This window comes from Nocardia amikacinitolerans NBRC 108937 (assembly GCF_001612615.1).
GTDB lineage: Bacteria > Actinomycetota > Actinomycetes > Mycobacteriales > Mycobacteriaceae > Nocardia > Nocardia amikacinitolerans.
On the sequence record NZ_BDAU01000013.1, the window covers coordinates 51,629 to 64,228 of the forward strand.

The following is a 12,600-nucleotide window of genomic DNA, read 5'->3' on the forward strand; positions in this document are numbered from 1 at the left end:
GCGTGGAGTCGATGAACGTCTTCCGGGTCACCCAGCATCCGGGGTGGCCCGCGCGTCTCGGTCCGGTGCGCGTCGCCGCGGGACAGGTCACGCTGCGGCCGGTGCGGCTGCGCGACGCGGCGGCGTGGAGCCGAATCAGGTTGCGCGACCGCGAGCATCTGGAGCCGTGGGAGCCGACCGGCCGGGGCGCTTGGGAGGCGCGCAACCACGCGTCGAACTGGCCCTCGCTGTGGTCGAGCCTGAAGGCCGAGGCAAGACGCGGCGCGATGATCCCGCTCGTGATCGAGGTCGACGGCGCTTTCAGCGGCCAGTTGACCGTCGGCAACATCGTGCGCGGGGCGCTGCGTTCGGCGTGGATCGGCTACTGGGTGGCCAAGGACCTCAGCGGACATGGCGTGGCGACCGCCGCGCTCGCGCTCGGACTCGACCACTGCTTCGGGCCGGTCGGCCTGCACCGAGTCGAGGCGACCGTTCGCCCGGAAAACCTTGCCAGCCAGGCGGTTCTGCGCAATGTGGGCTTCCGTGAGGAAGGCCTGCTTCGCCGCTATCTCGATGTGGACGGCGCCTGGCGCGACCACCTGCTCGTGGGTCTGACGGTGGAGGAAGTCACCGGAACCGTGCTGGATCGGCTGGTGCGAGAGGGGCGAGTCATCCTGCCCTGAGGACCGCGATTCGTTGCGAGACGTTTGCCATCGGGCAGTCCAAGGGAAATCCAGTCGATCGATATGAGACGGGCGGGACGATACCGGCGTGACACGTCAACTCCCGCGAGGCACGCGGACGGATGGGCAATCTTGTGACAGATGTGGCGGATGTGCACGGCGCGCCTGCCGTAATCGCGCGGCGGGCCGAATTAACCTACGGACGTCGGGGCTGCGTCTTGCGGCACCGGCAGGGAGCCTGAGCGGCGTCTTCGGACCGAGGGCCGCGTCCGAGCGCGTGAGCGGTAGCGAACGCACGGCGCGGTACGTCATCCGGGCGCGGGCCGAACGGACGAACAGGTGGGGACGGAGGTGATGACCTGATGCCGAACTCGATTCTGTGGATCGGGCTCGTCGTGCTCTGGGTCTTCGTCCTGTTCCCGATCTTGGCCGACCGGCACCCCAGGATCCGGCAGACCACCGACGCGGCACTGGCGACCCGTGTATTGCACCGCGGCGGCTCCAAGCGGCGCATGAAGAAGGGGCCGGCGGCCGGGCACGACAGCGACCCGGACTATCGGCCGACCCGAGTGCAGAGAAAGCGTTTCCACAGCGATGATGCGGAGGACCGGATGAGCGCACCGGCCGACGAGCAAGTCACCGAAGTCGACGAGGACAACGAAGCGCGGGACGACATCCCGGCGCTCGAGGCGGGCCCCGCGGCGTCCGCCGTCCATTCCGGCAACGCCGATGACGAACCCGCCGAGGCGGATTCGGGCGACACGGACGACGATGCCGTGACGAGCGAGGCCGACCGTGCGGCGGATCCCGAGTCGGACCTCGACTCGGATCTCGATTCGGACGAGAACGACACCGAGACCGCCCGAACGCCTGCGGACGCGGACGCCGCGGCCGATGATGACGACGTGGCCGATGACGACGAAGAGGCCGCGGCGTACTACGAACCGACCACGGCACGTATCCCGCCCGCCCGCTCCGGCGCACCCGCGCGCGTCCCGGACCCCGACTACCAAACCGACTCGGACGAACCGGAATTCGTCCCGACCCGGCGCGGCCGCGGCGGCTTCGACCCGGAAGCCGACGCGATGGCCCGCGCCGCCCGCTACACCTTCCGGCAGCGCGCCGTCCTCGGCCTGCTGCTGACCGGCATCCTCTGCGGTGCGCTGGCGATCGTCGTCAGCCCGCTGCTGTGGTGGGCCTGCGGACTGTCCGCTCTCGTTCTCGGCACCTACCTGGCGTACCTGCGCAGGCAGGTCCGCATGGAAGAGGAGATCCGCCGCCGCCGCGCCGCCCGCCTCCGCGGCCGCGACGCCGACGAGGACCAGCACCGCGCCGACGACACCGAGACCCGCCGCGGCATGGACCGCGAGACCGCCCGTGCCCTGCGCCGCCGCTCCGTCCTTCTCGACGCCGTCGACGAGGACCCGATGTTCGAACACCTCGACACCTTCGACCCCGCCACCGCCCGAGCCCTCCGCGGCCGCACCAGCGGCGACATGCGCCGGGCAGTAGGCGAATAACCGCAGCTCAGGCAGGCGATTCGGTATCTCGCCGGATCGCCTGCTACAGTGGCACAGCGCGGTTCCCCCGGGGACCGCACGGGGCTATAGCGCAGTTGGTAGCGCGTCTCGTTCGCATCGAGAAGGTCAGGGGTTCGATTCCCCTTAGCTCCACCAACGGAGGCGAGTGCTCGCGCAGAGCGCTCGCCTTTTTGGTTGGTTCCGCGTGTTTGTGGGGGCGGAGCCCCCACACCCCCACCCGGCGGGGCTTCGCTCCCCGGACCCCCTCCTAGGTTGGCCTGTCCGGGTAGGTTTGCGATCGCTTGTTGGGCGGAGACTTCCTTGGATCGCCGCGTTCGTTTCGCCTTCGTGTTGGCGTCGCTGTTCGGACCCTCCTTTCCAGGTTTGGCTGCTGGGGAGGGTTTGCCGCGCCTGTTGGGCCGAGACTGTTTGGGACCGCCGCCTTCATTACGTCACCTCGGCAGGCGCCTTCGAGCGCACCTCTTAGGTGCGCCCGCTCCGGCGGGTTGCCTTTGCTCGCCGGGCTGAAGACAGGCCTCTGTCTACCACCCCGGGTGTGGCTTCCCGCTTTCCTGCGCCCAATCTCTACTCTCGCCTACCAGGGCTACATGAGTAAGTGTCGCGGAACGCCTCGCGCACCATGGCCGCGTCCGGCGCGCCTCGGTCCTCGATCCGCGAGACGACCTCGGACACGCGCCAGTAGTTCGACGGCACCAGACGCCCGGACGCCACCGCGGCCAGCGCGACGTGTGCCGCTTCGTCCGGCTTCTCGGCCGCGACCAGAGCCAGTCCCAGGTCGAGGTTCGCCGAAGCGATCCGGCGCGGGCGAACAGACGCCGCGCCTGCCAGATCGGCGAGAACGTGCCGGGCGTAGGACTCGGCCGCCGGATCGCCGAGCCACGCCAGAGTAGTTGCGACGTAGGCGTCGGATTTCGCTGGGTCGTAGTGGAAGTGGTGTTCCGGCCGGTCGGGTGTGTTCAGCCCCGCCACCAGCCTGGCGACGCGGCGCAGCGCCTCGTACGTGCCCTTGCTGTCCCCGAGCCGTGCCAGCGCGCGGGCCTCCTGGGCGGTGGCTTGGATTAACGCCGAACTGTCCTGCGGTGCAACGGATTGCGCCGCACGCGACAGCTCTGCCGCGGCAGCGTATTTCCCATCTGTCAATTGCTGCCACGCCCGCGTTTCCAGGCACCATGCAGCGATCTCGCGGTGTCCCGCTTCATCGGCCAGTTTCCACGCCAGGTGTCCCCGCGCCGCTGCGGCGGAAAGCTCCCCTAGGTCGATGTGGCATGTGCTGGCCAGCAGCGACAGCCAGCCGACCGAGACCAGCAACCGGCGGTGTTGCGCCAGAGTCTTCCGGCTGTCCATCAGGCGTCCGGCATAGCTGAGATGCTGACGGATACGCACGAGCAGTTCATCTGGCGGCGTCGTCGGATACCCCGCCGCCAGGTCGTCCACCGCCAGCTCCAAGCGGTCCAGGGTGTCCCCACTCAGGTCCGACGCCACGCCCCGCCGAATCCATTCCGTCGCCGCTTGCTCACCGTCAGCCGGTTCGACGAACAGTGCCGATCCGATACCCAAGGCCTCGGCATAGGCGGTCACATGCTCGGGCCTGACGAGACGCTGCCCGGTCTCCAACATCCCGAGCAGCGCTTTGCTGTAGTGCGTGCGCGCGGCAAGAGCGGACAGGCTCAGACCCGCCGCCTCGCGGGCGGCGCGAAGCCGGATGCCGGTGATGGCGTCCGATTCCCCGCTCTCGTCCACAACGTCAGCCTAACGTGCACCGACTGCTGTAGACGCTTGTAGACGCCAGAGTGTCCGATCTGCGAATCGCATTTATCTAGCGTTGTTTTCAGCCCCGCCGCCGGGTTGATGCGGTGCCCCTCATCGGTCCCCGGCGGGCGGGTGCTCTTCAAGCGTTGAGCGACAGGGAGGGTGTTCTCAATGGACGTGGACGAAACGCTGTTCAGGCTGTGCGCGGCGCAGCCCGAAACCAGTTTGTTGCGTGGGATCTACCCGTACGGCGACACCATGTTCAACCGGTACCAGCTGGGCTTGATCCTCGATCAGATCGAGGGGATCGAGGTACGGACCGATGCCGAGCGGCAGGCTGTCGACCTGCTGCGACGGGCGGCATCGATCGCGCTTCGCGTCAACGGATATCTGCTGTTCATCGGCGACTGACTAGTGTTGCCTCGGCGCGAACTCCGGCTGCTTTCCCGCCTTCTCGACGAACCCGGTTTGGACGCTTTGCGCGGTCGGCCGCGTACCGACCGGATAGGCGCGAGCGGTGACCACAACTCCGCGAGCCGCTGGTCAGGCTCGTGTCCTTCACCGGTCGGCAGCGGTGCCGGGAGGGTCCTGTGACGGCTGGCGGGGATCTACGCGGCGACGGTGGCGAGGCCGAGGTGGTGTTCGATGTCGGTGGGGGTGCCGGTGTAGTGGAGGGTGCGCAGGCCCAGGTGGGCGGCGGCTTGGCAGTTGTCGGGGCGGTCGTCGATGAAGAGAACGCGGCTGGGGTCGGGGATTCCGATGGCGGCGAGGGCGTTTCGGTAGGTGTCCGGGTGGGGTTTGTTCTTGCCGAGGCGGGCGGAGTAGAGGGCGTTGGTCATCAGGGGGCGCCAGTTGGAGGCGTCGAGGGCATCGCTGACCGGGTGGGGTGCGTTGGAGAGCAGCACCATTGGGAGGTTCGCGCGTCGGGCCTGGTGGAGGAGTGTGACGACGCGGTCGTCGGTGGAGGTCCACATTGCGGTGTCGACGGTGCGCAATCGGGTGAGCAGTTCCGGGTCCGGGCGGTGGCCGAGTACGGCGGTCCAGAAGTCGGCGTCGTCGGATTCGCCGGAGTCGTAGGGTTCGCGGGCGCTCCAGAAAGCATTTTGGAAGTGGCCGAGCTGGTCTGCTGGCCAGCCGGCGAGTTCGGCGAGGCCGGTCCACATGGGGACGGTGGGTTGCAGGCCGATGACGCCGTTGTAGTCGAAGATGACCGCGTCGAGTTCCGCGGGCTGGTGAGATAGTGCGGTTACCACCGGTTCTCCAGTGCTCGATGGGACAGGACAGCCACGCCCGCGGCGAGCAGGGCGGGCAGCATGAGGGCGATGGGTAGGGACGTCACGGTTGCGAGGGCGCCGATCAGCGCCGGGCCCGCGAGCAGACCGAGGTAGCCGGCAACGGCCACGGTGGCGACCGCGCGCGGACCTCCCGTTCCCGCAGCGCTGAACAGGGAAGGAATCGTGACGGACAGCCCGAGACCGAAAGCGGCCCAGCCTGCCAACGCGAATGGGACTTCGGTCACCGCCAGACCCGCGACGAGTCCGATCGAGGCCAGAAACGCGCCCGTGCGAACAACTTTCGGTGCGCCGAAGCGTGCGATGAGGCGATCGCCGACCAGACGTCCGGCCGCCATGGCCGCGCTGTATCCGGCGTATGCCGCGGCACTGATCGCGGGGGACGCCTGCAGCCCGCTGAGGTGCACTGCCGACCAATCGGCTGCGGCGCCCTCGCCGAGCAGGCACGCGGCAGCCAGCAAGCCCAACAGCCAGAGCCGGGACCGGGAGAGTTCCGACAAGCGCTCCGGCGCAGCGGTTTCCAGTGGAAGGTCCGCAGCCGGAAATCCGATGCAGCGGGTGGCCGGCGCCCCCGCGACCGTCGCCACGATAGCCACGCCCGCGGTGACGCCGAAGACGTAGGTGTGCGAATCGTGCGCGGTGACGGCGGCGAGTACGGCCCCACCGAGCGCGCCGAGACTGTAGGCCGCATGGAGGCCCGACATGATCGGGCGACCGTATGCCTGCTGGCAGCGAACCGCCGCGCCGTTCGCCGCGACGTCGAGCACGCCGTGCGCGGCACCGAAGAGCAGCGCCGCGGCGGCGAGCGTGATCGGAGTTCGGCAGACGCCGAGCAGCGCGAGGCTTACGGCGAGACCCAGTGCGCCGCAGGTCAACAGCTGGGGAAGCCGGGCGGGTTCGGCGAGCCGACCACCTAGCTGGAGGCCGGCGACCATGCCGACCGCGGCAGCCAGCAGCACCGCGGCAAGCCCGGCGGTGTCCAGCCCGGCGGACTCCTGAATGGCCGGAATCCTGGTTCCCCAGACGGCCATCACAACACCGAGTCCGGCGAAGTATCCCGTCAACAAACCACGACTCCGCACTACGGCGTCGGGTATATCTCGCGCACGTTCCAAAGCCGGCGCGATGGTGCGTGTCATGAAGGCTCCATCGATGCCGCAGCCAACCTCGCCGTCGAGAACGACCGCGAAATCGGCTGCGGGTGTGTGGGTATGACGATTCCCGCCTCTTGTCGACGAGAGAGGCGCACGAACTGTGGATCGGAGGAACGTTCCGCGGGGTCAAAGACTGAAGGTTGCGCGGCGTTGCGCGAACAAGCCGAAACCTACCAAGGGGTACGGGAAGCTACCACCCGGAGCGGACCTCGGTGATTCGCTCCACAAAGTGCCGTCCGGAAGCATCAGTGACCAGGCTATACGCACGTGAGGGCGCTGAGATCGAATCGATTGCGAACTGGAAGCGGGACGATTAACGAGTGATGAAAATCGAAGGGCCACTAAGGGATCAAGTGGACCGGTGATCGTAGCTGCGAAGGGCGAACATCGAACCGCCGGGCAGCGCGGTAGATCGCTGCCCGGGCCGGCCGACTACCTCTCTACTCCCGATGAAACCTTGCCCGCACCACATCCATTCGCGCACGGAGCTCCTCGGGGCTGATGACCCCGCGCTCCATCAACGTATGCGCGGTGACAACCGCCGACCGCGCTCGCACGGGGAAGTCGTGATAGATCGTCTCGCCGAGTGCGTCTTCCGCGTGCCGGCGTTCGAGGTTGTCGAAAGCTCCTCTCCAGGAAAGGCATTCGCAGGTCGCCTGCATGCTCGATTCCCACGGGTCGGGTTTGCGATCGAGTTCGGGGAGGGTGGATTCGCGGGTGGTGGCGGGGGTGAGGGTGTCGAGGAGGACGTCGTACGGTTCGTTCACCGGCCTCCCTCCCCACGCATGGCGTCCTCGGCTTGGTCGGGTGGTTTCTGGGCGGTCCAGTCGACTTGGGGGAGCGCGACGCCGATCATGGTGTCGCGGGTGACGATTGCCGCGAGTTGTTCCTCGGTCCAGCCCTCGGTGCCCTCGGGGCGCATCGGCATGACCATGAAGCGGGACTTCTGGTTCGAATCGTGGACTCGGATCTCCACCTCGGGCGGGAAGTGCAGGCCGAATTCGGCGAGCACCTCGCGCGGCCAACGGACTAGGCGGCGACGGTAATTGGGGGTTCGGTACCAGTCGGGGGACATGCCGAGGACGGGCCGCGGGTAGCACGAGCACAGGGTGCACACGATGACGTTGTGCACCTCGGGGGTGTTCTCCAGTACGTAGAAGTAGGTGTAGTCGCTGGGTGTGCCGGAACCGGTGGGGTCGCGCCAGTCGATGCCGACCTCCTTGCAGGTCTCGGTGCCGTCGGCGAGCAGGCGCGCCTTGAAGTCCGGATCCAGCCACGCCTTCGCGACCAGTTTCGATCCGCCGTGCGGCCCGACGGCCTCGGCCCATTCGGAGAACCGCCGGTGATCTTCCTGGGAGAACAGGCCCTTCTCGATGGCGAGTTCGCGGATCGCCGTTTCCAGCACCTCGAACTCGCTGATCTCCTCGCTGGCCTGGATCGGCGTGTGCGCCCCGTGGTCGTGGGTGTGACTCACTGCGAATCGTCCTCCTCTGCGGGCTCGAGCCAGCGCTCGGAGACCTCGGTCTCCAGGGTGTCGGCGTCGAAGCCGGTGTAATTCGGCCACAGATCCTTCTGGCGGAACCGCACGACGTAGAACGGCTCGACGCGGCCGTCGTCGCGTCCCCACGCCTCGTCTTCCGGGATGATCCACTCCGGCCGGTACTCGACGACGACGCCGGTGCGGCCGCGGGTGTAGCTCTGGGTGCGGGTGTGGAACATCGACGTCGCGTCGCGCACCGTCACGCGCTCACCGATGCGGTACTTGCGGGTCATGCTCGCTCCTTCAGCCGCGCGCGCACCTCGTCCAATTTCGCCGACAGCTCGTCCGGGGTGATCAGCCCCTTGGTGATCAGGACCTTCGCCGCGACCGTCGCCCAGCGCGCGTAGTAGGGCAGCCCGAAGTAGAGGGTCGCGCCGAGGTCGTTCTCGGCACGTCGGCGTTCCTCGGAGTTCCACACCCCGCGCCAACCGAGGCATTCGCAGGTGACGTAGGTGTTCATCTCCCACGGCTCTTCGACTTTTTCCTTGTACTCCACCGGAATGTCCGGTTGCCCGCCGACGTCGTGCAGGACGTGGCGCAGGGCCTCGAACAGCTCGTTCGAGATGTCGTAGGGCGAATCCAGTGGCTTGCGGAACACCGGCGCGATGTCGGCGACCCGGTGCTGAAGCTGGTCGAATCGATTCGGTGAACTCATGATGGCTCCGTTGTCGCGGCTCCGAAATCCCGGCGAACTGCGGCGCGCGCCGCCCCGGGGCAGGCACTGGGGTGTGACCCCCATCACAGGAACGGTGTCAGGTTGCCAACGATACACGGCAAGTTTGCCGGAATGAAGCTGCCGAGCTACGGCTGCGCTGAGGCCGGAGCGGGATTCGGGCCGCTCAGCGCCATAGAGCGTCCGCGACCGACCCGCCGGGCTCGATGCCAGGTGGAATCGCGAAGAACGCGCTGCCGGTGTGCTGGATGAGTGGATTCAGGCGGTCATCGCTCGCGAGAGCGCGCTGGGCCTTGACGAACTGCTCGGGCGGATTGTTCATGAAGGCGGCGAAGAGCAGACCCGCGTCGAGCTGGTTGTGCCCGCCGTGCGTGTGTTCCGGCGTGCCGGGGGCGTGGGTGTGCGGTTCCTCGGCGACGCCGCCCGCATTGGCGATGAGGGTGCCGTAGTCGTAGTTGTAACTGCGGCGCAGCATGGGGATGTTGTGCACGAGGCGGACGTGCGCTCCGGCTGGAATGGCGAGTTCCCCGCTGGTCGTGCGTGATTCGAGGTCGATCGGATCGAACTCGTGCGCGCCGTGCAGTGGTGCGCCGTCGCCGCGGCGGCGGCCGATGATGCGGTCCTGCTCCGCGAGGGGAAGTTGGTCCCAGTCTGCCGTTTTCATCCGGATCTTGCGGAAGACCAGGTAGGTGCCGCCGTGCAACCAGTCCGGTTCGTCAGGGGAGTCGATCCACACGGCGCGGTCGAAATCGACGGACCCGGCTCGCGGATTGGCGGTTCCGTCCTTGTGGCCGAACATGTTTCGCGGCGTGCCGCCGTCAGCCGGTCTGGTGAGGAAGCCGTGCTGGGTCCAGCGCATGCGGCCGAGGCCGGGCATGCGTGCCCGGAGGGCCCGGAACGCGTGGCTGACGATCTGGGCGTCGTCGGCGCAGATCTGAACCAGCACGTCGCCGCCGCTCCAGGCGGGATTCAATGCGTCGCCGGGGAATTCGGGGAGCGGGTGCAGGTGACGCGGGCGCTGGGACGCGAGGCCGAAGCGCTCGTCGAACAGGGTGGGTCCGAGCCCGAAGGTGATCGTGAGCCGCGCCGGATCGAGATCGGTGGCGAAATCGGTGTGCGCGCTGAAACCCGGTGCGGTGTCCGGACTTTCTGGCGCGGGGTCGCCCTTGGTCAATGCCGCGGCCGTCGCGGTCCATCCGGTCAGGAGTTCGCGGAGCACGGCTCGATCCGGCCGCGCGACGTCGACGGACAGGAACAGCGCGTGTGACTGGGCGGCAGTGTCGATACCGGCTTGCCTTGGGCCGTGGAAGGTTTCGGTGCGGGAGGGAGCCGTGGGATCGGGCGCCGTCGCGCGACCGGCGACCGCGCCGACGGCGGCCGCTCCCGCCGTGACGAGGCTCGCGCCGAACAAGGCGCGACGCGAGACCCGCCCGGCAGGCGAACTGGAATTACTACCGCCTGTAGTACTTTCGCTCATGCGGCACAGCGTAGCGGCACGCGGGCAATCCTTCAATAAGACTGAAGGCTAGCGACTTGTTCACCCGCGCCACGCTCTGGGGTCGCGATACGCGAAACTGAAGTCGTGACCACCGAGAACGCCCGCCCCGGACCGCCCGCGATCAGCGCATCCATCATCGTGCTGACGCTCGCGCGCAAGGTGGAGACCGAGCTCGGCGCCGCCCTCGCCCCGCTTGATCTGACCGTCGCCAGGCTCGGGCTGCTCGGTCATATCTCCGGCGTGCCAGGCGCGTCCTTCAGCGATCTGGCGCGGATGTCGGGCATCAGCGTCCAGAGTGTGCACACCGCGGTGAAGGCGCTGGTCGCGGCGGGGCTGGTGCGCGACCGCACGGCGCGCGCCGGGTCGGCGTCGACGATCGAGTTGACGCCCAAGGGTTCTCGGCTGTTGCGCAAGGCCGAGGGGGTGGTCGCCGAGGTGGACGATCGATTGTTCGGCGCGGAAGCCGACCCCATTCGGCGGCAGATCGGCGCGGCCATCCTCGCGGCCTTCGCCGACGGAATTCCCCCGTCGCGACAGTGACTCCACGCACATCCTTCAGTTTGTCTGAAGCTCTCCGCTAGGCTTCAGCCAACCTGAAGGATGAAGGAGTCGATCGATGAAGCATGTCTTGCTGTCGGTCCACGTGGTTGCGGCCATCGTGTTCGTCGGCGGCTCGGCGGTGGCGTCGAGCCTGTTCCCCCGGTACGCCCCGGTCGCGGCGGGCGCGCCGACGCGCGACCGGGCCGAACGCAGTGTCGCCGTCGCGCAGGCGATGCACCGGGTGACCGGCGTCTACGCGGCGCTCGGGGTCATCGTGCCGGTGGTCGGCATCGCGCTGGCCATGGTGCAGGGCCGGATGGGCGAAATCTGGATCACGCTGGCCATGGTGCTGACGGCCGTCGCGGGCGGGCTGCTCGCGGTCCAGATCCATCCGATGCAGCGCGACGCGCTCGCGGCCCCGGACGACGGTCGGCGGCTGCGCGTGCTGGGGATGCTCGCCGGGATCTACAACCTGCTGTGGGTGGTTGTCGTCGTGCTGATGATCGTCCGGCCGGGCTCCTGAGCCAGCGGGGTAGCTAGCCGAGCCAGTCGATCCCGACCCTCCTGACCTGCGGCGCTCGCCCGTCCGGCAGCCTCCGTGCTTCGCGTTGGCACTATGGCTGAGGAAGTGATCGCTACGAGGAGGTATTTGGACATGGCTCGGATTCCCACGGCGCTGTTGGCGGCCGGTGGACTCGGCGGTGGTTTCGCGCTCGCGCAGGCGACGAAGAAGCGCGAGCTCGGCGGCGTCGTTTTCGCGGCGGCGACGGCGGCCGCACTGCCCCGGTGGCGGCGGACGGTCGGCACCGGCGGTGCGGCGGCGCTGACGGGACTGTCGGTGGGTGCGCTCGGCGCCTCGCACCCGTTGGCAAAGAAGATCGGGGCGTGGCCGTCGGTGGTTGTGGTGTCTGGTGTGGTCGCCGCCGCCGCTTGGGCGACGGTGGATCGTCGGGCCTGACTCGGGTCATGGCTGTGCGGCCAGGGACCCGGCGGGGTTCTCGACAAGGTGTGGGTGCGGCACGGACCGAACCCGCGGGGCCGCTTCGCTCACGCCACCGCGGCACGCCGGCTGACTCGGGTCGGCGCGGCTTTTCGCGGGGCGGGCCCGATCCAACGTCGAGCCCGCCCCTGACGTAATAGGTTGTGTACTAACGAAATCGACGCTAGGCGGCGGGAATCTCGGCAGGGGGCGCGACGGGCGGGGCCATCGAACCTTCCACCGCGCCGACGATCGCGCCGAGGCCCGCGCCTGCGGCGATGAACGGGAGCGACACCATGCCGACGGACAGGGTCGCGGCGAGGACGGGCATGAAGGCCAGCCCGGCCGGGGCGAAGGGGATGCCGACGACGAGACCGATGGCCGCGCCCATCACCGCGGCGACGACCGCGATCGGACTGGAGACGGCGGCACCGACGACCGCGCCCTGAGCCGCGGTGCCGATGACATCGGCCGAGATCTGGTCGGACCGCGAGCGTTCCATGCCCGCGGCCTGGAGTGCGCCGGACAGGCCGTTCTGCGCGCCCATCGTCGCGCCGTTGATCTGGTCGGCCTGTTCCGGGGTGATCCAGTCGGGCCGTCCGAGTTCGACGTTGCCGATGCGAATCACGTTCGTCGGCGCCGGGACGGGCGCGGCCTCGACGACCGGTGTGGCCGCCTCGGATTCGACGTCGACGGCCGCCTCGGGCGCGGGCTCGACCGGGTCGGCGGCGGGCGCGGGAGCGATCGCCGGGACGATTGGCAGCGGGATCGCCGCACCGAAGATGTTCGCGCCGAACGGGAATTGTTCGGCGACGGCGCCTGCCGGAGCGGCCGCGCCGGGTGGCGGCGCGTCGGCGATCGCGGGCGCGGCCGTGACAACCGCCGCCGAGATCGCGCCGACGATCAGCGTCGTCGTGCGCAGGGAGAAGGAACGGAACGGGATAACTGCCTTGTATGTGGCCATGCGGCGTC

The 12,600-nt window shown here is 68.6% G+C and carries 15 protein-coding genes and 1 tRNA gene; 7 read left to right on the plus strand and 9 right to left on the minus strand.

What is annotated here, in order from left to right; translation table 11 throughout:
* The first annotated feature begins 11 nt into the window (after window positions 1-11).
* The 3 genes from NAM01S_RS12980 to NAM01S_RS12990 all read left to right on the plus strand — a co-directional run bounded on the left by NAM01S_RS12980 (window position 12) and on the right by NAM01S_RS12990 (window position 2,338).
* Entirely contained in the window at window positions 12-662 is a 651-nt protein-coding gene (locus NAM01S_RS12980) for a GNAT family N-acetyltransferase (protein ID WP_067784795.1), read from the plus strand.
* A gap of 362 nt (window positions 663-1,024) precedes the next feature.
* On the plus strand, window positions 1,025-2,182 hold the full coding sequence (gene sepX / locus NAM01S_RS12985; protein WP_067784328.1) for a divisome protein SepX/GlpR: 1,158 nt from the start codon (window positions 1,025-1,027) through the stop codon (window positions 2,180-2,182).
* An 80-nt stretch (window positions 2,183-2,262) separates the two neighbouring features.
* Window positions 2,263-2,338, plus strand: a tRNA-Ala gene (locus tag NAM01S_RS12990).
* A 429-nt stretch (window positions 2,339-2,767) separates the two neighbouring features.
* On the opposite strand, the gene NAM01S_RS12995 is transcribed toward NAM01S_RS12990, so the two are convergent.
* Window positions 2,768-3,943: a helix-turn-helix domain-containing protein gene (locus NAM01S_RS12995; protein ID WP_253798424.1), complete on the minus strand. Its 1,176-nt coding sequence runs from the start codon at window positions 3,941-3,943 to the stop codon at window positions 2,768-2,770.
* A 180-nt stretch (window positions 3,944-4,123) separates the two neighbouring features.
* Between NAM01S_RS12995 and NAM01S_RS13000 the strand changes: the two genes are divergently transcribed.
* Window positions 4,124-4,363, plus strand: coding sequence for a hypothetical protein (locus tag NAM01S_RS13000; RefSeq protein ID WP_067784331.1), 240 nt, complete (start codon window positions 4,124-4,126; stop codon window positions 4,361-4,363).
* Between the two features lie 197 nt (window positions 4,364-4,560).
* On the opposite strand, the gene NAM01S_RS13005 is transcribed toward NAM01S_RS13000, so the two are convergent.
* The 7 genes from NAM01S_RS13005 to NAM01S_RS13035 form a co-directional block, all read right to left on the minus strand.
* Entirely contained in the window at window positions 4,561-5,205 is a 645-nt protein-coding gene (locus NAM01S_RS13005; protein WP_067784334.1) for an HAD family hydrolase, read from the minus strand.
* Entirely contained in the window at window positions 5,199-6,275 is a 1,077-nt protein-coding gene (locus NAM01S_RS13010) for an MFS transporter (protein WP_255284307.1), read from the minus strand. The genes NAM01S_RS13005 and NAM01S_RS13010 overlap by 7 nt, the downstream gene beginning before the upstream one ends.
* A gap of 563 nt (window positions 6,276-6,838) precedes the next feature.
* Window positions 6,839-7,165 (minus strand): SH3-like domain-containing protein, encoded by a 327-nt coding sequence (locus tag NAM01S_RS13015; RefSeq protein WP_067784340.1) that lies wholly within the window; start codon window positions 7,163-7,165, stop codon window positions 6,839-6,841.
* Window positions 7,162-7,872: a thiocyanate hydrolase subunit gamma gene (scnC, locus tag NAM01S_RS13020; protein WP_067784342.1), complete on the minus strand. Its 711-nt coding sequence runs from the start codon at window positions 7,870-7,872 to the stop codon at window positions 7,162-7,164. Before scnC ends, NAM01S_RS13015 begins: the two co-directional genes overlap by 4 nt.
* Window positions 7,869-8,171 (minus strand): SH3-like domain-containing protein, encoded by a 303-nt coding sequence (locus NAM01S_RS37295; protein WP_067784346.1) that lies wholly within the window; start codon window positions 8,169-8,171, stop codon window positions 7,869-7,871. Before NAM01S_RS37295 ends, scnC begins: the two co-directional genes overlap by 4 nt.
* On the minus strand, window positions 8,168-8,593 hold the full coding sequence (locus tag NAM01S_RS37300; RefSeq protein ID WP_067784349.1) for an SH3-like domain-containing protein: 426 nt from the start codon (window positions 8,591-8,593) through the stop codon (window positions 8,168-8,170). Before NAM01S_RS37300 ends, NAM01S_RS37295 begins: the two co-directional genes overlap by 4 nt.
* A 184-nt stretch (window positions 8,594-8,777) precedes the next feature.
* On the minus strand, window positions 8,778-10,088 hold the full coding sequence (locus NAM01S_RS13035; RefSeq protein WP_067784352.1) for a Dyp-type peroxidase: 1,311 nt from the start codon (window positions 10,086-10,088) through the stop codon (window positions 8,778-8,780).
* A 105-nt stretch (window positions 10,089-10,193) separates the two neighbouring features.
* On the opposite strand from NAM01S_RS13035, the gene NAM01S_RS13040 reads away from it, so the two are divergent.
* From NAM01S_RS13040 to NAM01S_RS13050, 3 genes are all read left to right on the plus strand, one after another.
* Entirely contained in the window at window positions 10,194-10,649 is a 456-nt protein-coding gene (locus tag NAM01S_RS13040) for a MarR family winged helix-turn-helix transcriptional regulator (RefSeq protein ID WP_067784355.1), read from the plus strand.
* 76 nt (window positions 10,650-10,725) lie between these two features.
* On the plus strand, window positions 10,726-11,172 hold the full coding sequence (locus tag NAM01S_RS13045) for a hypothetical protein (RefSeq protein WP_067784356.1): 447 nt from the start codon (window positions 10,726-10,728) through the stop codon (window positions 11,170-11,172).
* A 132-nt stretch (window positions 11,173-11,304) separates the two neighbouring features.
* On the plus strand, window positions 11,305-11,607 hold the full coding sequence (locus tag NAM01S_RS13050; protein WP_067784361.1) for a hypothetical protein: 303 nt from the start codon (window positions 11,305-11,307) through the stop codon (window positions 11,605-11,607).
* Window positions 11,608-11,812: 205 nt separating this feature from the next.
* Here NAM01S_RS13050 and NAM01S_RS13055 read toward each other — a convergent pair whose 3' ends face one another.
* Entirely contained in the window at window positions 11,813-12,592 is a 780-nt protein-coding gene (locus tag NAM01S_RS13055; RefSeq protein ID WP_067784363.1) for a hypothetical protein, read from the minus strand.
* Window positions 12,593-12,600 lie beyond the last annotated feature (8 nt).

Coding starts and splice junctions, on each gene's coding strand:
- NAM01S_RS37300 (WP_067784349.1), bottom strand. CDS start 8,593: ATGAGTTCACCGAATCGATTCGACCAGCTTCAGCACCGGGTCGCCGAC.
- sepX (WP_067784328.1), top strand. CDS start 1,025: ATGCCGAACTCGATTCTGTGGATCGGGCTCGTCGTGCTCTGGGTCTTC.
- NAM01S_RS13055 (WP_067784363.1), bottom strand. CDS start 12,592: ATGGCCACATACAAGGCAGTTATCCCGTTCCGTTCCTTCTCCCTGCGC.
- NAM01S_RS12980 (WP_067784795.1), top strand. CDS start 12: ATGAACGTCTTCCGGGTCACCCAGCATCCGGGGTGGCCCGCGCGTCTC.
- NAM01S_RS37295 (WP_067784346.1), bottom strand. CDS start 8,171: ATGACCCGCAAGTACCGCATCGGTGAGCGCGTGACGGTGCGCGACGCG.
- NAM01S_RS13000 (WP_067784331.1), top strand. CDS start 4,124: ATGGACGTGGACGAAACGCTGTTCAGGCTGTGCGCGGCGCAGCCCGAA.
- NAM01S_RS13035 (WP_067784352.1), bottom strand. CDS start 10,088: ATGAGCGAAAGTACTACAGGCGGTAGTAATTCCAGTTCGCCTGCCGGG.
- NAM01S_RS13050 (WP_067784361.1), top strand. CDS start 11,305: ATGGCTCGGATTCCCACGGCGCTGTTGGCGGCCGGTGGACTCGGCGGT.
- NAM01S_RS13045 (WP_067784356.1), top strand. CDS start 10,726: ATGAAGCATGTCTTGCTGTCGGTCCACGTGGTTGCGGCCATCGTGTTC.
- NAM01S_RS13010 (WP_255284307.1), bottom strand. CDS start 6,275: ATGGCCGTCTGGGGAACCAGGATTCCGGCCATTCAGGAGTCCGCCGGG.